Here is a 17,870-nt window from a genome sequence, read left to right on the forward strand (position 1 = left end):
CAGCGTTAACAGAGGGCCATGCCGGCGCGGCGTGGCCCTTTTTCGTGGGCTTTGGGCAGCACCCCCCCTCGTGCCAAACGGTCGGGGAGGCGATGGGTTGTGGTGGCGCCACCATTACCTCCCTCATTCCTGTGCTTGTCACAGGAATCCAGCCGCGCCGCGTCCGCGGCGCGAGGGATTTTTCCCGCCAAGCCGGACGTTCACGTGGCCGGAACCGCATTTCCCGCCGTGCCGACGCACGGCTGCTGGATCTCTGTGACGAGCACAGAGATGAGGGTGGGTGGGCTGGCCCCGTGCCCAGCCGCCAGCGAAAGCATGAACAATTCCGGGCCAACAATGCCTCCCTCATTCCTGTGCTTGTCACAGGAATCCAGCCGCGTCGCGTCGGCGGGGCGAGGGACTTTTCCCACAAGGCCGGACGTTCACGTGGCCGGAACCGCATTTCCCGCCGTGCCGACGCACGGCTGGTGGATCTCTGTGACGGGCACAGAGATGAGGGTGGGTTGGGCTGGCCTCGTGCCAAGCCGCCAGATGAGGGTGGGTGCGGTAGGCCTCGTGCCCAACCGCCGGATGAGGGTGGAGGGGGTGGGGTTTGAGCCAATGGGACACATTCGGATCGGCGGCGATGGTGTCGTCGAACAGCGCATTTTTCTCTTCGCTTCCCCCGCGCCAATCTTTTTTGGGAAAATTTCGACACCGCTGTCGGCACCGTGATTTCCCGTTCGTCATTTAGGCAGGGAGGCAATCTGGCTTCCTCCACCGGAGCGGGATAGGAAAAAAATCCGCGCGGGTCTTTCGCCCGTAACCTGCTCTACCTATCTGGGTTTCACCACGCCGGCACCCCCTGAGGTCACGAGGACCGGGACTGGCGTGACAGAGGAGAATGGACAATGCGCGTAGTGGTTTTTGTAAAGGCGACCGAAGACAGCGAAGCGGGCAACATGCCCTCGACCGAGCTGCTGGAAGCCATGGGCAAGTACAATGAGGAACTGGTCAATGCCGGCATCATGCAGGCGGGCGAGGGGCTGCAGCCCTCATCGCGCGGCGCTCGCGTCGCCTTCGACGGTGCCGACCGCATGGTCATCGACGGTCCCTTCGCCGAGACCAAGGAACTCGTCGCCGGCTTCTGGATCTGGACCGTCAAGGACATGGCCGAGGCGATCGCCTGGGTGAAGCGCTGCCCGAACCCGATGCCGGGTCCGAGCGAAATCGAAATCCGCCCGGTCTTCGAGATGGAAGATTTCGGCGACTTGGTGACGCCGGAGATCGCCGCCCGGGACGAGCAACTGCGCGAGAAGATCGCCAACCAGTAAGGGCTCTTTGCTGAAGCTTGAGGCGGCCTTGCCTATCTCCTCAGGTTTAACCCGAGTGCCAACCCTGCTTGCCCCTCACCCTAACCCTCTCCCCGCAGGCGGGGAGAGGGGACGAGTACGGATCGCAGCGTTTTCGAACGCGGTCGCAACGAGCGTCAAATGGCGTTTGGTCCCAGGCAGACCAATTCGACCGGGGTGTAAACTGGACCGGCATAAAACTGTGGCGCTTGTCGCCGAGGGAGTGAGTGCCACGCATGTCCTTCACCCCGCCAAGCGGGGGGAAGGTGGCGGGCAGGCCGGATCATAGGCAAGTCGTCGCCGGGCGGATGAGGAGTAAGTCCTCACCTCGGGATGAGGGGCCGCCGCTGGTGTTGCGCGGTGACAAGGTGCTGCGCGGCGAGTGGGACGAAGGCCGTCCGCGGGATGAACAACTGCCGCAATGTCCGGATCGTGTCGACGTTGGCTGAAGGTCTGATCTGCTTCCCGTAGAGATTGTATTAACCGTGTTCGTTTACCTTATTTGCGGGGTTTGAACCGGAGTGGGGCAATGGTCAGGACGAGCGGTTTCGTCATTTTTCTTCTTTCAAGTGTTTCGATTGCGGCGGCTGCCGATATCGACGGTCCGCTGGTGGGGCCGCAGGACGCCTATGAAGTGCCGGTGGAGCAGGCGTCGGGCGGCATCGTCGGCTATGTCGAGACGTCCTATGGCGCTGCCGTGGACTCGCCCGGCGATATCGATGCGGATGCATGGGACCTGCGCGGCGCGGTGAACTTCGACGCTGGCGCCGGCTTCAACCTGCAGGTCGATCTCGGCTACACGCGCGCCTCCTTCGAGGACATCGACACCAACAGCTATGACGGCGCGCTGCACGGCTACTACCGCAACGATCTGTTTGCGGCCGGCGTCTTCGTGCAGGGCGCACGGCTCGACCCGGGTCTCGGCGTCGACCTCAACGACTACATGGGTGGTGTCGAGGCGGCTTACTTCCTCGATATCTGGACGCTGCACGGCGCGCTCGGCTACGGCCAGGCGAGCGTCGAAGACTTCGACGACATCGACGCCGATCATTACATGGGCTCGCTCGGCGCCCGCATCTACGCGACCGACAACCTGCGCTTCGACGTCGACGGCTCGCTGCATCGCATCAGCGAAAACGACCTGGATTACGACCTGCGCAGCGTGAAGCTGACGGCCAACTACCGGCTGGACGCTTTCCCGGTCACGCTCTTTGCCGGCTACAAATACACCAACGAAGAGCTTTCGGGGCTGAGCGCCTCGGTTTCCGGCGACACCAGCACCCTCTTCGGTGGCCTTCGCTTCTCCTACGGTTCGACGACGCTCAAGGAAGAAGAGCGCCTCGGCCCGGTCTGGTCCAGCAATCGTCTGGCCTTCTGATCGGCCAGATATAACCATCAGGAAAGAATAAAGGCACCGCGCGTCTGAAAAGACGCGCGGTGTTCTTATGTCATCGCAGGCTCCTCAGATAATCGGCCCGATCGAACGGGTTCGCGCCCAACCGGGGCCGGGCGGGTTGTGTGCCTGCGATCGGGGCGTAATGATCGAACGCGCTTTCAAGCACGCCTGCGCCGCTGGTAAGCCCCGGCAACTGCCGCTGCACGCCCTGGACGTTGGCCGATGCCATCGTCCCCGTGAGCCGGGCGACGCCACCCTCGATCACCGCATCCGTCGTCGATGCGCCTGATTTCGCAAGCAGCGTGTGGATGGCCGTCAGCACGGACGCGGGCGCTTCGAGGCGGAAGCTGTCGATCGGCTCGCAGACGACCGTGCTGGCCGAAGACAGTGCCTCGGCGAGCACCAGCGGCGTCAGCCGGCGAAAATCGACGGCGGTGCTCGCCGGCGATGTCTGCCGCGCCGCCGTCATGGCGACGTGGCAATCGATCACCTGCCAGCCGAAGACACCCGCCTTCAGCGTCTCGGCGACAGCCTCTTCGACCGCCCGGTAAAAGCTCGCGGGCATCTGGCCGACATCCACCTCCAGGGCAAAACTGTTGCCAGTTGCGGGCGGCCGCGGTTCGATCCTGAGGCCGACGGTTGCGAGAAACGGGTTCGGTTCGCGGAAGATGATCTCGATGCCGGTGCCGGTACCGGCGGGCCTTTCGACGCAGATGACCGTGCTTTCCTCGAACTGCGCGGCGAGGCCGAAATCGGCCGACAGGGTCGCTTCGATCACCTCCTTCTGCACCTCGCCATAGAGCGAAACGAACATCTCGCTGGCATCGTCGCTGGTGCGCAGGTTGATGAAAGGGTCCTGTTCGGCCAGTTGCTGGAGCGCAAGCCAGAGCGCCGTGTTGTCCGACGGGCGCACCGGGCGCACCAGGGTTTCGAGCGTCGGCGGAGCGAAGTGAAACGCCCCGGCAGCACTGCCGCCGACGCCGACCCAATCGCCGATGCGGGCTTGGGCAAGCCCGCCGATCTTGGCGATGCGGCCGGCTGTCACCTGCTCGACCTTCTGCAGGTGGCCCTGGTCGAAGAGCTGGATGCTGGTGACCTTTGCCGCGCCGCCGGGCAAAGCGAGATAGTCGCGCGTGGCGACGGTACCCGAGGTCAGGTTGAGGAAGGCGAGCTTTTCTCCGCCCCAGCCGCGCTCGATCTTGAAGATCCGGCCTTCGACCGGCGCATCAGGGGCGGGCACTTTCGCCGGCAACAGCGTGTCGATGGCGGCGATCAGGTCCGGCACGCCGACACCGGTCATGGCGATGCCGCAATAGACCGGGTGCAGAAGGCCGCCGGCAAGCTGTGTCGCCAAAGCCTTCTTCAACCGCTCGACGGTCAGGCGCTGAGGCGCCAGCACATAGTCGTCGAGCAAGGCCTCATCGTTGGCGGCAAGCGCCTCTGACAGTGCCGAGAAATGCGGCTCCTGCGCAAAGTCGATCGGCTCGGTTCTCGCCTGCCGGCTGCCGGCCCCGACCGCCCCCGACATGACGACGGGGCGGACCGAGAGTTGGCTGGCGATCTCTTCGACCACTTCGGCGGGACGCGCCCCGAGGCGATCGATCTTGTTGACGAAGAACAGGAAGGGGACGCCGAGGCGGTGCAAGGCGCGCACCAGCACGCGGGTCTGCGCCTGCACGCCTTCCACGGCCGAGACGACCACGACGGCCGCATCGAGCGATTGCAGCACCCGCTCGACCTCGGCGATGAAATCCGGATGCCCGGGAGTGTCGATGAGGTTGACGACCAGATCGCCAAGCCTGAACGACACGACGGAGGCGGCGATGGTGATGCCTCGCTGCCGCTCGAGTTCCAGGCTGTCGGTCTGGGTATTGCCGCTGTCGACGCTGCCGAGCTTGTCGATCGCGCCGGTGTCAAAAAGCAGTCGTTCCGTAAGGCTAGTCTTTCCTGCATCCACATGGGCGAGGATGCCCAGATTCAATGTGCGCATAGTCCATCAGCTTCTCAAAATTTCGGAAATGGTTCTTTTGAGAAGGGACTCGGCGCATCGGGGCCTCCAGACTTGAGCTTCTTGCGGATCGCGCAACCCACGGCAGGCGAGGGTGCTCGTGAAATCTAAGGATGCCACAGGAAGGGCGTCAAGCGCCGCCTGACAACTCCGACGCGGTGTTGCAGATTTGCTGGTGTGGCCGGGGCCATCGAAAAATGGCGATGCTCCCGCTTCGGGCGGTTACGCGAGGGCAGGCCGAACACAATGTCTGGTCGTACTTATTAGTATATGCTAACTTCCTGCCGCCAAAGAAAAAGGGGGAGGCAAACATGGATATGACCCGTCGCGCCGTCGCTTTGGGCGGCGCCGGCCTGCTTGCATCAGCATCGTTCTTGCCTGCGAACGCGCTGGAATCGCCGCTTTTCGATCCGGTCGAGGCTGCCGATGATTTCTGGCTGGCGGTGGAAGCCTATATCTACGGCTATCCGCTGGTGACGACGGAAATGACCCGCCGGGTGGTGACCAATGTCGCCAAGCCCGAAGGCAGCAAGGGGCCGATGGGCCACGTCATCAAGCTGCGTGAATATCCGAACGCATCCTTCAAGGATGTCACCGCGCCGAATGCCGATACGCTGTACACGACAGCCTTCGTCGACGTCGGTAAGGAACCGTGGGTGCTGTCGATCCCCGACATGAAGGATCGCTTCTTCCTGTTTCCGATGCTCGACGGCTGGACGACGGTGTTTCAGGTGCCGGGCAAGCGCACGACCGGCGGCGGGGCGCAGGCCTACGCCATTACCGGGCCGGGCTGGCAGGGAAGCCTTCCCGACGGCGTGACCGAATACAAATCCTCAACCGGCATCGTCTGGATCCTCGGGCGCATCTATTGCGACGGCACGCCGGAGGACTATGCGGCGGTGCATGCACTTCAGGACGAGTGCAAGCTTTGTCCGCTCAGCGCCTATGGCAAGGACTGGACGCCGCCGGTCGGCAAGGTCGATCCGTCGATCGACATGAAGACGTCGGTGCGCGAGCAGGTCAATCGTATGGATGCGGTCGAATATTTCACGCTTCTTTGCGAGTTGATGAAGACCAATCCGCCGACGGCGGCGGATGGCGAGGCGATCGCCAAATTTGCCGAAATCGGCATCGTGCCGGGCCAGGACTTCGAGAAGAGCAAGCTCGATGCCGCCTTCGTCTCGCGCATCCCCGTCATGGCGTTCCATCGCATCATGCTGCACTTCAAGTTCAGCGATGGTGACATCCAGAACATCAACGGCTGGGGCTTTACCACCAAGACCGGCATCTACGGCACCAACTATCTGCAGCGGGCACTGATCACGGCGATCGGGCTTGGCGCCAATCGTCCGCAGGATGCGATCTATCCGACGTCGCTGAAGTCCAAGGACGGTCTGGTTTCCCGCGCCTATCATGGGTCCAACAAATACGTCGTCACCTTCCCCAAGGGGCAATTGCCGCCGGTGCGCGGCTTCTGGTCAATCACCATGTACGACGAGAACTATTTCTTCGTCGACAATCCGCTCAACCGCTATTCGATCAGCGCCCGCGTCAGCCCCAAGGCCAATGCCGACGGATCGACGGAGATCTACATCCAGAATGAATCGCCCGGAAAGGACAAGGAAAACAACTGGTTGCCGGCTCCGAAGGATAAGTTCATCCTGATGATGCGGCTCTATTGGCCGGATGACAGCCCGCCTTCCATTCTCGACGGCTCGTGGCTCATCCCGCCGGTGAAGAAGGCGGGATGACAAAGGCGAAAGCCTCCCTGCGTCTCCGCGTGAAGGCGCAGGGCGTCGCGATCAGGCCGCGGCTCAGCGCTTCGGCAGCACGAGATCGCCGACCGTATAGATGTGAAACTCGCTGCGCGAGACTTCGTCCAGCTTGCGGAACTTCTCCGCGAACACCGGATCGGAGAAGAACTCGTCGACATTTCCGGTGCCCTGTATCGCCTCGACATTGACGACGGTCTCACCGTCCGTGCTCTTCGACAGCGTGCTCCAGAGAAAACCTTCCTTCCGTTCGGCAACGTAATGCACAACGTCCTGGATGACGGCGAAGGCTTCTTCCTGTTTGCCCGGATGGGCGTGAATGACGTTGACGACGAAGGTCGTCGGAGCGGGGGATGCCGAGAATGTGGGGGTAGGGATCGTTGTCATGCTTCTCTCCATTTGAACGTCGCGGCGCATCGGTCGCGACGGCATCTGGATATCGGGCGAGAAATAGCGGATAAACGAGCGCGTATTCATATCACTTCGGAAAATAATTCCGCAATCGGCGCGCGATGGACAAGCTCGGAACGCTCAGCATTTTCATTCAGGTGGCAGAGGCCGGCAGCTTCGTGGCCGCCGGCCATCGCCTCGGGCTTTCGGGCTCGGCCGTCGGCAAGGCGATCGCACGGCTTGAAGACGAGATGGGCGTGCGCCTGTTCAACCGGTCGACGAGAAGCATGGCGCTGACCGAGGACGGCAGCTTCTTTCTCGACACCTGCCGCCGCATCCAGTCCGAGTTCGAGACCGCGCAGGCGCAACTGTCGCGCTCTCATGCCACGCCGCGGGGGCAGTTGCGCGTCAGCCTGCCGCTCGCCGGCATGCTGTTGATGCCGACCATATCGGACTTCATGCGCGCCTATCCGCTGATCAATCTCGACCTCGATTTCACCGACCGGCTGGTCGACGTGATCGAGGAGGGTTTTGACGCGGTCATCCGCACCGGCGACGTCAAGGATACGCGCCTGATGAGCCGCAAGCTCGGGACCTTCCGGCACCGGATCGTCGCTTCGCCGGAGTATCTTGGCAAGCATGGCCGGCCGGAGGTGCCGGAGGATCTGCTCGGGCACCGTTGCCTGCATCATCGTTATGCCAATTCCGGCCGCCTCGAACCCTGGCCGCTTCATCGTGACGGGCGTGAGGTGAAGCTCGACCTGCCTGTGACCACGGTTGCAAGCACGCTGGACCCGCTGATCTTTCTTGCGGAGCGCGCCTTCGGCATCACCTGCCTGCCGCCCTTTGCCGTCTCGGCGGAACTGGCGGAAGGCAAGCTGGTCTCGCTACTCGAGGATTACCTTCGCGAAACCGGCACATTCCGCGTGCTCTGGCCGACCAATCGCTATCTGTCGCCCAAGGTGCGCGCCTTCGTCGATTTCATGGCGGCGAACCTGTTTGCCGCGTGACGGCCGGACGGCACGGAACGTTCCCCGGCGTTGATCCAGCCGTTGCTAAAGTGCGGCAAATGTCCGAAGCTTCGCTGACGCCCTCGGGTCATGCGAGCCGGAGCAGCCATGACAGACGCCTCTTCCATTCAGCCTGCCGCCAGCCACGATGCCCGCATCTGCCGGGGATGCTGGGACCAGATGCATGTGCCGATCCCGATCCGCGGGCCCCTGGCGCTGCCGTTCCGCGCCTTCGGCATCACCCGCAGCAAGATGAACCCGAACATCTGCACGATCTGCGAGCGCTCCTTCCGTTACGTGAAGAAGCAGAGTCACGTTGCGGCAAGCGCCACAATCCTGTTTGCCGACATCCGCGGGTTCACGCATCTTTCGGAGCGGATCGAGCGGGTGCGTTTGAGCCAGATCGTCAGCCTGTTTCAGGATCATTGCGCTGAAGCCATCTGGGCGCATGACGGCATCGTCAACAAGCAGATGGGCGACGGGCTGATGGCGATTTTCAACTTTCCGATCATCCGGAAAGACCATGCGCAGGCGGCGATCCGGGCCGCACGCGACATCCAGCGGCATTGCGCCGATGCGCTCGGCCGCCTCGACCTCGACGGTCTCGGCGAACGCCCGCTCGGAGTGGGCGTCGGCATTCACACAGGCGAGGTCGAGATTGGCGAGTTCTCGACGTTCCGCAGCGATTTCACCGCGATCGGCGGCACGGTCAACCTGGCGTCCCGGCTCGAATCCCAGGCCGAGGCCGGGGAAATTCTGATCTCCCCGGAAACGGCTTTCGAGGCGGCAACGCTGACGGCGGGCGCCGGCACCCGGCTGCTCGTTCTGAAAGGTATCGAGCAGCCAGTGGAAGCGAAGGTGCTGGCGACGCACTGACCGGCCGCGAAGCCATCGCTGATCTGTCCAACCGGTGCGCTAAGGCTTCGTCAGTGGAAGTTTGCCTGATAGCTGGTTGCGATCAGGGAGACATGCGCGTCGAGAGGCGCGCGTAACTCGAAAGCCCGTGGATGGCGTGAGAAATCATAGAGGCGGACCAGGCACCATTCCTCGCGTCGTCTCTCGGCTACCTCAAGTTCGTTGCGGGAGATATGGAATGGCGTTCGTTCCCAGCCGTTGGTGGTCTTTACCTCGATCAAGCGCACCTGCCCGTCCGGCGTGAAGCTTGCGATGTCATAACCCGCGCCATCGCCGTCTTCCTGCGCCACCCACCGAACCTCGCGGGCCAAATCCTGGCGACCACTTTGTCGTAGCTGGATGCGTTCATGAAGGAGGACGCGCTCTTCTCCAGCGCGGCCAAGGGCGCGATTGCGTTCGTCTCGTCCAGCCACGTCGAAACGCCGGGCAACGGCCTGCATTTGCGTCAATTCGGTGGGTGGTGGCGCATTGTGCAGAGTGGGTGCGACGCCAATAAAGAGTGCGGGCGGCTCCGCCATGGCGGACGCCAGATCAGCGCCAAGGAGGCTATCCCATTGCGGGTGGCGGGCGAGCCATCGCGATATCGCTTCGGCCAACGACATCTGGAAATTGAACCTCGGCTGATAACCGCTGAGAATGGGAAGGCCAAAACCCTTTGCGGCTGCCGAAATGTTGCAATGTTTGAATTCGATCGAACCGCGAGTTCTTCCAAGCGCGCCCTGCAGAACGCGGTTTTGCAGGGCCTTGTTGTAGGGGCGACCAGAAAGCTCGGCGCTGAGCATGGAAAAATAGGACGCGACGATCGCGTCATTTTCCGTATCTGTCCAATCGTTTACGCTCATGCACGCCAGGCTAAGCAGCGCGCTTCTGCCTGTCATCCGAAGAAATCACATTGCGCCTTGTTCTTCGCCTTCATCCCCCGAAATCGGGCGCTTCAATCCACGGCTGGACTTGGCTACGCCCACATGTCGCGCACGCAGCGGCCGTCCGGCGCCAGGTCCTCGAACGTGTCGAAGCCGTCGAAATGGTCGATCGGGAGATGGGCGACCTGCTCCAGCGCGGCCAGCCTGACGTTGACGGCGATGCGTCGGCGGCCCCGTGGGTCGAGCGTGAGGCTGCGCCAGGCGACGACGCCGGCGCAGGTCGGGCAGAAGAGGATTTCGAGCGTCGGGTCCTTCTCGTCAGCCCGCGTGTACGCGCTGAGATCGCCGCTGATCGCGATGCGCTCGCCTTCGTAGTCATAGGCCCAGAGCGTGCCGTAACGGTGGCAGAGCGTGCAGTTGCAGGCGGTGATCGGGCCGGGATCGCCCTTCAATGTCCACTTTCCGTTGCCGCAATGGCATGAGCCGTCGAGCATGGGCCGCTCCCGCTGTTGTTTTGAGGCGGCATAGTGCCCCGTTGGCGGGGCGTCCGCAATCGGTGCCGGACGTCAACCTTGCCCGAGCGCCAAGGCAGCGTCGATGAAGGGCGCCTTCAAGGCGAGATAGTCGCCGATGCCACGCTGGTTCGTGGCTTCCAGATGCAGCTTCAACGCTTGATAACGGGCACAGAGATCCGGATCCTGCCGAAGGAGATCGCGAAAGCGCAGCATTCTTGCAATCTGCCAATGTCCTGATCGGCAGACATGGACCTTGTGGGTTCGAACGCCATTGACGTCGCGCCGGTAGAAGTGGTGGCCCTGCGAAAGGTCCATGTCGGATCGCGCGACCTAGTTGCGGTCGAGCCGCATGACCTTTTCTTCGCCAAGCACCATCCCGGTCTCGCGGAAGCCGAAGCGGTGGTAGAGGGCGTGGGCTCGGGCGTTTTGCGGGTAGACGCCGAGATAGATGTCGCCGCATTCGGGGATCGTGGCCATGTGCTCGAGGAGGGCCGCGAGCGCCTTGGCGCCATAGCCCTTGCCCTGGTGGCCGGCGTCGATCATCAGCCGGTAGATCCAATGGTTGCCGTCATCGGGGTCGAGCGCATACATGGCGAAGCCCACCGGCGCGCCTTCGGCCATCACGGCAAAGCCGACGCATTCGGGGCGTTCGGCGAGTTCTTCGAGAGATTCGTCGTTGCTGGCGATGAAATCCATCTGGTTTTCGTGAACGTCGAGCCTTCGGATGACATCGGCATCGACGGTATCGACGGGCAGGAGTGTAATCGTCATTCGGTCCTCGTGGTCGATGCTTTGGCCTTGCGCGGTGGTCTCCGTTCAATCCCGTCTGCGGTCGCCTTCTCCCCGCGGGGCGAGCGGGGAGAAGGGACCTTGCAGCATGCTCGGCGTCCACATCCTGCGCCGGGGGGCGCGAGCGGTTTCCTCTGCGGGGCGGGCAGGGAAACCAAAGGGTAGGCGGAGCCGGGCCGCTGCCGTTCCCTCTCCCGATCAGCGGGCGAGGGAGTTGGGGGCAAGGAACCGGAGGCACGGGGACACGCGTCCAGCTTGGCTAAGCGTCAATAACAACTTGATTATACGTTTTCAGTTTCTGCCGTACCGGCCCGGCCGCTGCAGGCGCCGAAATCCGGAAAGCGAGCCCTTCTCCAACGGGCGCATTACCGCAACATTGCGATGGCAAGAAAGGATCGGCCGTCCTGTCGGCCGCTCAGGTCTCTTCCACGATCTTCGGCTCGGCCTTGCCCGTCCATTCCAGGGTGATGGTGCGGCCCTGGCGGACGTTCTGGATGACGGAGGGGCGGAAGACGGCGAGGCACTCGCCCTCGGGGTCGCGCGCCGACGGATAGATCAGGCCGTTGCCGCCTTGGGCAAGAATGGTGGCGGCAAGCGCCTGGCCGGCGGGGTAGGCGACGGCGGTGTCCGGCGAGAGATAGGCGGTGTCCCTTTCGTCGCGCACGTCATGGAAGCGGCAGGTGAAGCCGGCGATCAGCTCGCGGTAGCGGCCGATATCGTGGAAGCTGCCGGCTTCGCTGAGCGCCCGGGTGCGGTGATAGACGATTTCCGCCTGGCAGGTCTGAAGCGCGCGCGGGCCGAAGGCGCAGTACCAGGCGCCGCGTTCCTCGCCGTTGAAGCGGTTGCCCGGCGGGCGGGCATGGCAGAAGGCGGCATTGATCAGCGACCAGCCGTAGCCGAAGGTCTCGTTCAGGAGTTCGGCCGGATCGACGCCGACGGGCAGGGCGAGCGGGCTCAGCCGCGCCGAGGTCATCGCCTCCAGCCGGTTGAGGATCTCGATCTCGTCGTCACCGTCGGCGAGCGGCTTGACCGCGGGCTCGTCGATATAGGCGGTCGAGATCAGCCGGACGGTTGCCGGCTCGTTGAAGTCGATTTCCGGAATGGGCGCTTGGGCGATCATAGGCCGCCGCGCAACCCGTCGAGATAGCGCCTGACCTTCATCATCACGGGAATGCCGCCCTCGATCATCAAGTCGACCGGCGAGCGGCCGGAAAACAGCGGGCCGGTATTGACCGCCTTCGGCCATTGATAGGTGAGCGGCCCGTTGAAGAACAGCCGCAGGCCCTTGAAGATGCCGACGATCAGGCTTGCGCGCATCTTCTTGTCCTGGTCGAGCTTGCCCTTGAAGTCGCCCGCCTTCATGCGGTTCCAGGTGGCGATCGGCACGTCGAAGAGCTGGGCCGCTTCCCGGTTGGTGAGGTTCCAGAGGTCGCAGGCCTTCACCACCGCCTTGACGATGACAGCCTCTTCCTGCCGGGCAGCTTGCCGGTCGGGCGCGAAAGCCGATTGTGCGAGGGCCATGGATGTCTCCTATGCGGTGACTGCGTGTATCATATGATATAAATTGATCGTGAGCGTGTGAAAGTCAAGGGTTGAGCCGGTTGCTGGCTTGGGATCTGCCATCACGGCAATTCGATTTTACTCGGTTGAAGGCGATCGCTAGGCTTTCGGGCACAGTTGATAGGAGAGAGAGTCATGAAGCGCGCACTTGCAGCAATCGCATTCGCACTCGCCTGTTCCGGTTCCGCCTTTGCGCAGGACACCAGCATGAGCTTCTTCGTCACCAGCGCCAACCCCGGAAAAGGCGGTGACCTCGGCGGCCTGCAAGGGGCGGATGCCTATTGCGACACACTGGCCAAGGCGGCGGGATCGACGGGCAAGAGCTGGAAAGCCTATCTTTCCACGGATGCGGAGAACGCCAAGGACCGGATCGGCACAGGGCCGTGGTACAACGCCAAGGGCGAGAAGATCGCCGATGACGTCGCATCGCTTCACAGCGACAGCAACAACCTGACCAAGCAGACGGCGCTCAACGAAAAGGGCGAAGTGATCAACGGGCGCGGCGACACGCCCAACCGCCACGATATCCTGACGGGCTCGAAGGCCGACGGCACCGCGGCGACCGAGACCTGCGGCAACTGGACGATGGGCGGAGCCGACGGGGCTGCGATCGTCGGCCACAGCGACCGAACCGGATTGAACGATTCCGCCGAGGCAAAATCCTGGAACTCGTCGCACGCGACGCGCGGCGGCTGCACGGTCGAGGCCTTCAAGGGCACCGGCGGCGAGGGGCTGTTCTACTGCTTTGCGGCGAAGTAGGGCGCCCTCGGTTCGCCGCTGTCCGTGTCTGGCCGGTCTCTTTGTCCCATGCCTCTGAGGGACGGCGTCCTGGTGGCTCTTGCCGCTTGAGTTCTTGTCCCGAGGTGGCCGGCAGGTCGGATGAGGGGACAACCCTTAGCCGTGCGGATGAGGGGGAAGCCGAAGACTTGGAAAGAAGCACGGCATTCGCCAGCAAACGCCGCCACCGGTTGTTGCGGTCAACCGGTCAGTTCAGGCCGGCGCGGGCCAGTCCTTGGACCAGCCGCGCCCTGTCCTCGGCGCGAACGAAAGACGACGTCACTGCGACCGCATTGCGGGAGATGTCTGGAACGAGCGACTTCAGCCGTGCGAGCAGGTCCGTGGCAGCCTCCCGGTTGTCGAGAAGCCCGGCACAGGCGGTGCCGATGATGAGCGGAACCACGTGGCCGGAGCGCAAGCGATGCGCCTCCCGCGCGTAGTGCAGTCCACGTTCGTAATTCGCACCCTGGAAGTGCGCCATGGCGTAGTAGAACTGAAAGTCGCCGAGAAAGGCTTCGCGCGGGCTCAGCCTGAGGGCGTAGTCGATGCAAGGTAAGGCGTCGGCGGCGCGGCCTCCATTGGCATGCGCAAGGCCCAGCTGGCCGTGGGCAAAGGCGGAGTTGGGATTGATCGCGACAGCCTGGCTGATCGCTGCCATCGCCAACGCATTGTCACGCGTCGCAAAGGCGCTCATCGCCTGCGCAAGGTAGGTCCACGGCTCCTTGTCGTCAGCGGCAATGGCCTGCTGGACGAGGTCCCTGCCAAGGGCGAGCGCGAAGCCCATGTCCTCCCACCCCTGGAAGGCGCGCCACATGGTAATCCAGCCTTTCATGGCCAGCGCCTGGGCATAGCCGGGAGCCAGCGTGATGGCCCGGTCGAGCAGCGGCAGCATCTTCCCGCTGCTCTCCTCGGACAGTTGCGAACACAGGAACACCGCCCGCACGACGCATTCCCAGGCATCGAGGCCATGATGCGGCTTGGGGCTTTCACGGGCATGCTCTGCCGCCAGCAGTTCCGGCCCGATGCGGCCGACGACGCTTGCGGTGATTTCGTCCTGGATGGCGAAGATGTCGCCGAGGTCGCCGTCGTATCTCTCGGCCCAGAGATGGACTTCGGAGGCGGCATCGATGAGCTGCGCGCTCACCCGCATCCGGTTGCCGGACTTGCGCACACTCCCCTCGAGAACATAACGGATGCCGAGTTCGCGCCCGATGGCGCGCACGTCCACCGGCTTTCCCTTGTAGGTGAACATCGTGTTGCGGGCGATCACGAAGAAGCCCTTGAGCTTGGAGAGCGCTGTCGTGATGTCCTCGGTCAGCCCATCGCTGAAGAAGTCCTGCTCCGGGTCGGCGCTCATGGCGCTGAACGGCAGCACGGCGATGGACGGCCGATCAGGAAGGGCGGGCCTCGGCGGCGGCGCCCGTGCGGCCGCTTTTTCCAGTAGGGGGCGATACAGCCGCACCGGGCGGTCCATGTTCTTGAGCGCGCGTTCCCCGAGATACTCGTAGTCGCAGTCAAGCTTGCCCTGGAGGTGATCGTAGGCCGTGCCGGAAATGCAGATGCCGCCGGGATCCGCCACGGACTGCAGGCGGGCGGCGATGTTGACGCCATCGCCGTAGAGATCGCCGTCGACCTCGTGGATCACATCCGCGAGGTTGACGCCGATCCGGAAGACGATGCGCCTCTCCGCGGGGATATCGGCCTGGTCCTCGGCAACGCGTTTCTGGATGGCGACCGCGCAGGCGACGGCATCGACGACCGAGCCGAATTCGACCAGCGCGCCGTCGCCCATCAGCTTGACGATGCGGCCCTGGTGTTCGGCGAGCAGCGGGTCGATCAGCTCCCGGCGCAGCGCCTTGAGAGCCGACAACGTCCCGGCCTCGTCCTGTTCGACGAGGCGGGAATAGCCGACGACGTCAGCGGCCAGGATCGCGGCCAGCCGCCGCTCCGCTCTTGCAGGTGCCATGGCTGTCTCCCCCTCAGGAGATCCGCCGCATGAAGCCCAGGCGATTGACGGGATGCACCATCCGGCTGCCCGACACCGCGACCGTGCCCGCACATGATACCACTCAGGCGGTTCCATGGCGACGCTTCACGAGTGCCGCCTTCGATGGGGCTTGCATCCACGATGCCGACGAAGCGTTGGCGAGCCGGATCGGGCACTATTCTCTTACATACGGCCCGAGCAGCGACAGGTCCGCTTCACCGAGCCGGTCCTTGGCGGTCCAGAGCTGGTGCCAGTAGGGATAGATGACCGGCGGCAGGCTGACGGCGTCGAGCAGTTCGCGTTCCTCATCGGAGAGCTTCAGGCCGGCGGCGGCGAGGTTGTCGGCGAACTGGGCGTCGGTGCGGCCGCCGATGATGACGGATGTCACGCCCTTGCGGCCGATCAGCCAGGCGAGCGCCACCTGCGCCGGCGACACGTCGCGCTCGCCGGCGATGGCCACGAGCATGTCGACGATCTTCCATAGCCGCTCCTCGTCGCGGATCGGCGGTTCCTTCCAGCCGGCGAGCTGGCGGGTGCCTTCGGGCGTCTCGTTCCGCCGGTGCTTGCCGGAGAGCAGGCCGCCAGCAAGCGGGCTCCAGACGAGCACGCCGAGCCCCTGGTCGAGCGCGATCGGCATCAGCTCGTATTCGGCCTCGCGCGCCTCGAGCGTGTAGTGGATCTGCTGGCTGACGAAGCGCTGGCGGCCTTCGAGCGCGCTGACGCCGAGCGCCTTCATGATGTGCCAGCCGGAATAATTGGAGCAGCCGATGTAGCGGACCTTGCCGCTTCGAACGAGGCTGTCGAGCGCCTCCATCGTCTCTTCAAGCGGTGTGAGGCCGTCCCATTCATGCACCTGATAGAGATCGATGACGTCGGTGTTCAACCGCTTCAGGCTCGCCTCGCAGGCGGCGATCAGGTGCTGGCGCGACAGCCCGCCGTCGTTGGGGCCGGGGCCCATGGCAAAGCGCGCCTTGGTGGCGACGAGCACGCCGTTCTTGCGCTTGCCGCCGAGCACCTCGCCGATGATCTCCTCGCAATGGCCGGTCGAATAGATGTCGGCAGTGTCGATCAGGTTGACGCCGGCATCGAGGCAGAGGTCGACATAGCGGCGCGCCTCCTTCAGGCCGACATTGCCGACCTCGGCGAACTTGCCGCGGCCGCCGATGGTCATCGTGCCCATGGTGATCACAGAGATTTTCAGGCCGGAGCGGCCGAGCAGCCGGTATTCCATGGTCTCTGATCCTTTGCTGGTGCGCCGAGCGGGGGAGAAGCCTTGGCCCGCGATGAAAGCCGAAGGCGATGGGGGCGGTCAAGAGGTGGCCAAGGGGCGGGTCAGGAGGCGGGTCACGGGACGCGTGCGAGTGGCGACCACAAGGGCGATCACGAGGGCAATCAAGGGCGATCGCATGGGCGCGGTGTCCGTGCGCGGGCAGGGTGTGTAGACCTGCAACACTCTGCAATCGGATGTTGCGGTTGTTTCGGCTCCGGTTTCTTAGGGCTGGCTTGGGGACGGCAAAATGTTATCGTTTGGTCGAGAGATTGAGGGGAATCACTCGATGAGCGTTGTAAAGCGTCTGCTGTCCGCATCGGCGATCGTTGCCGGTCTGGGCTGCGTTGTTGCACCTTTGACGGCGAATGCGGCCGAAAACGGCGCGGGGTTCTATCTCCTGGGTGCGCGCGGCCCGATGGCCGGCCTGCTGGCGCCGCCCGGAACCTATGTCCAGAACGACACCTATTTCTATTTCGGCGAGCTCAAGGGCAACAAGCAGCTTCCGCTCGGCGGCGAGATCGTCGGCGAAGTCGATGCGAAGCTCGTTGCCGATTTCGTCACCGGCCTCTGGGTCATGCCCGAGGAAGTGCTCGGCGGCAATCTCGGCTTCACCGCCATCGTGCCCTTTGGCGGGCCGACGGTTGATGCGACGCTGTCGGCGCCGAGGGCCGGCCGCTCGGCCTCGGTCAGCGATTCCGTCTTTACCATCGGCGATCCCGTATTCGGCGCGGTTCTCGGCTGGCATGAGGGCGATTTCCACTGGACGGCGAACGCCACCGTCAACGTGCCGATCGGCGACTACCAGAAGGGGCAGCTTGCCAATCTCTCGTTCAACCGCTGGGCGGGCGACTTCACCTTCGCCGGCACCTGGTTCAACCCGGAAACCGGTCTCGACATCTCCGGTGCCGCGGGCTTCACCTTCAACGGCGAGAACCCGGCGACGGACTACCGGACGGGTACGGAATTCCACGCGGAATGGGCGGTGACCCAGCACTTCAGCCCCGAATTCTCCGCCGGTGTCGCCGGCTACTTCTACCAGCAGGTAACGGGCGACAGTGGCGCGGGCGCAAGGCTCGGTCCGTTCAAGGGCCGCATTGCGGCGATCGGCGGCACCATGGGCTACAATTTCAAGATGGCCGAGACGCCGGTGTCGCTGACGCTCAAGGTGTTCCAGGAATTCGGCGCCAAGAACCGGCCGGAAGGCACCGCCGGCTTCGTCACCATCGCCTTCCCGATCGGCACGCCGCCGGCGCAGGTGAAGTAGGCACGAAGCGGGTTTCCCTTTCG

The 17,870-nt window shown here is 63.8% G+C and carries 17 protein-coding genes; 7 read left to right on the plus strand and 10 right to left on the minus strand.

Translation table 11 applies throughout. The features are described 5' to 3' along the window. The first annotated feature begins 890 nt into the window (after positions 1–890). Positions 891–1,313: a YciI family protein gene (locus tag M2267_RS07320; RefSeq protein WP_043619622.1), complete on the plus strand. Its 423-nt coding sequence runs from the start codon at positions 891–893 to the stop codon at positions 1,311–1,313. Positions 1,314–1,860: 547 nt separating this feature from the next. Next, positions 1,861–2,709: a hypothetical protein gene (locus M2267_RS07325; RefSeq protein WP_429113602.1), complete on the plus strand. Its 849-nt coding sequence runs from the start codon at positions 1,861–1,863 to the stop codon at positions 2,707–2,709. 70 nt (positions 2,710–2,779) lie between these two features. On the opposite strand, the gene M2267_RS07330 is transcribed toward M2267_RS07325, so the two are convergent. Continuing rightward, on the minus strand, positions 2,780–4,717 hold the full coding sequence (locus M2267_RS07330) for a GTP-binding protein (RefSeq protein WP_429113604.1): 1,938 nt from the start codon (positions 4,715–4,717) through the stop codon (positions 2,780–2,782). Between the two features lie 329 nt (positions 4,718–5,046). Here M2267_RS07330 and M2267_RS07335 point away from each other — a divergent pair, with 329 nt between their 5' ends. Further along, positions 5,047–6,486 (plus strand): DUF1254 domain-containing protein, encoded by a 1,440-nt coding sequence (locus M2267_RS07335; RefSeq protein WP_429113606.1) that lies wholly within the window; start codon positions 5,047–5,049, stop codon positions 6,484–6,486. 63 nt (positions 6,487–6,549) lie between these two features. On the opposite strand, the gene M2267_RS07340 is transcribed toward M2267_RS07335, so the two are convergent. Beyond that, positions 6,550–6,894, minus strand: coding sequence for an antibiotic biosynthesis monooxygenase (locus M2267_RS07340; protein ID WP_205238456.1), 345 nt, complete (start codon positions 6,892–6,894; stop codon positions 6,550–6,552). A 125-nt stretch (positions 6,895–7,019) separates the two neighbouring features. Between M2267_RS07340 and M2267_RS07345 the strand changes: the two genes are divergently transcribed. Further along, positions 7,020–7,907: a LysR family transcriptional regulator gene (locus tag M2267_RS07345; RefSeq protein WP_429113607.1), complete on the plus strand. Its 888-nt coding sequence runs from the start codon at positions 7,020–7,022 to the stop codon at positions 7,905–7,907. A gap of 108 nt (positions 7,908–8,015) precedes the next feature. Further along, on the plus strand, positions 8,016–8,783 hold the full coding sequence (locus M2267_RS07350; protein ID WP_429113610.1) for an adenylate/guanylate cyclase domain-containing protein: 768 nt from the start codon (positions 8,016–8,018) through the stop codon (positions 8,781–8,783). A gap of 50 nt (positions 8,784–8,833) precedes the next feature. Here the strand turns inward: M2267_RS07350 and M2267_RS07355 are convergent, their stop codons facing one another. The 6 genes from M2267_RS07355 to M2267_RS07380 all read right to left on the minus strand — a co-directional run bounded on the left by M2267_RS07355 (position 8,834) and on the right by M2267_RS07380 (position 12,510). Beyond that, a complete protein-coding gene (locus M2267_RS07355; RefSeq protein WP_429113611.1) occupies positions 8,834–9,664 on the minus strand; it encodes a DUF3883 domain-containing protein in 831 nt (276 codons plus the stop codon). Between the two features lie 113 nt (positions 9,665–9,777). After that, positions 9,778–10,179 carry a GFA family protein gene (locus M2267_RS07360; RefSeq protein WP_429113613.1) on the minus strand — a complete coding sequence of 134 codons (402 nt, stop codon included), beginning with the start codon at positions 10,177–10,179 and terminating at the stop codon, positions 9,778–9,780. A 72-nt stretch (positions 10,180–10,251) separates the two neighbouring features. Further along, the gene (locus tag M2267_RS07365) at positions 10,252–10,515 is read right to left on the minus strand and encodes a GrpB family protein (RefSeq protein WP_429113615.1); all 264 of its coding nucleotides are present in this window, start codon (positions 10,513–10,515) and stop codon (positions 10,252–10,254) included. A 15-nt stretch (positions 10,516–10,530) separates the two neighbouring features. Continuing rightward, entirely contained in the window at positions 10,531–10,971 is a 441-nt protein-coding gene (locus M2267_RS07370) for a GNAT family N-acetyltransferase (protein WP_429113617.1), read from the minus strand. 433 nt (positions 10,972–11,404) lie between these two features. After that, a complete protein-coding gene (locus M2267_RS07375; protein WP_429113620.1) occupies positions 11,405–12,109 on the minus strand; it encodes an RES family NAD+ phosphorylase in 705 nt (234 codons plus the stop codon). Further along, the gene (locus M2267_RS07380; RefSeq protein ID WP_429113623.1) at positions 12,106–12,510 is read right to left on the minus strand and encodes an antitoxin Xre-like helix-turn-helix domain-containing protein; all 405 of its coding nucleotides are present in this window, start codon (positions 12,508–12,510) and stop codon (positions 12,106–12,108) included. The genes M2267_RS07375 and M2267_RS07380 overlap by 4 nt, the downstream gene beginning before the upstream one ends. A gap of 174 nt (positions 12,511–12,684) precedes the next feature. On the opposite strand from M2267_RS07380, the gene M2267_RS07385 reads away from it, so the two are divergent. Next, positions 12,685–13,308: a hypothetical protein gene (locus M2267_RS07385; RefSeq protein WP_429113625.1), complete on the plus strand. Its 624-nt coding sequence runs from the start codon at positions 12,685–12,687 to the stop codon at positions 13,306–13,308. 226 nt (positions 13,309–13,534) lie between these two features. Here the strand turns inward: M2267_RS07385 and M2267_RS07390 are convergent, their stop codons facing one another. Together M2267_RS07390 and M2267_RS07395 are read right to left on the minus strand one after the other, a co-directional pair. After that, the gene (locus M2267_RS07390; protein ID WP_429113626.1) at positions 13,535–15,292 is read right to left on the minus strand and encodes an adenylate/guanylate cyclase domain-containing protein; all 1,758 of its coding nucleotides are present in this window, start codon (positions 15,290–15,292) and stop codon (positions 13,535–13,537) included. A gap of 196 nt (positions 15,293–15,488) precedes the next feature. Continuing rightward, entirely contained in the window at positions 15,489–16,544 is a 1,056-nt protein-coding gene (locus M2267_RS07395) for an aldo/keto reductase (RefSeq protein WP_429113628.1), read from the minus strand. Positions 16,545–16,869: 325 nt separating this feature from the next. Between M2267_RS07395 and M2267_RS07400 the strand changes: the two genes are divergently transcribed. Continuing rightward, positions 16,870–17,847 (plus strand): SphA family protein, encoded by a 978-nt coding sequence (locus M2267_RS07400; RefSeq protein WP_429113630.1) that lies wholly within the window; start codon positions 16,870–16,872, stop codon positions 17,845–17,847. The last annotated feature ends 23 nt before the right edge of the window (positions 17,848–17,870 follow it).

It is taken from the genome of Ensifer sp. KUDG1, from assembly GCF_050434285.1.
Taxonomy (GTDB): Bacteria; Pseudomonadota; Alphaproteobacteria; order Rhizobiales; family Rhizobiaceae; genus Ensifer.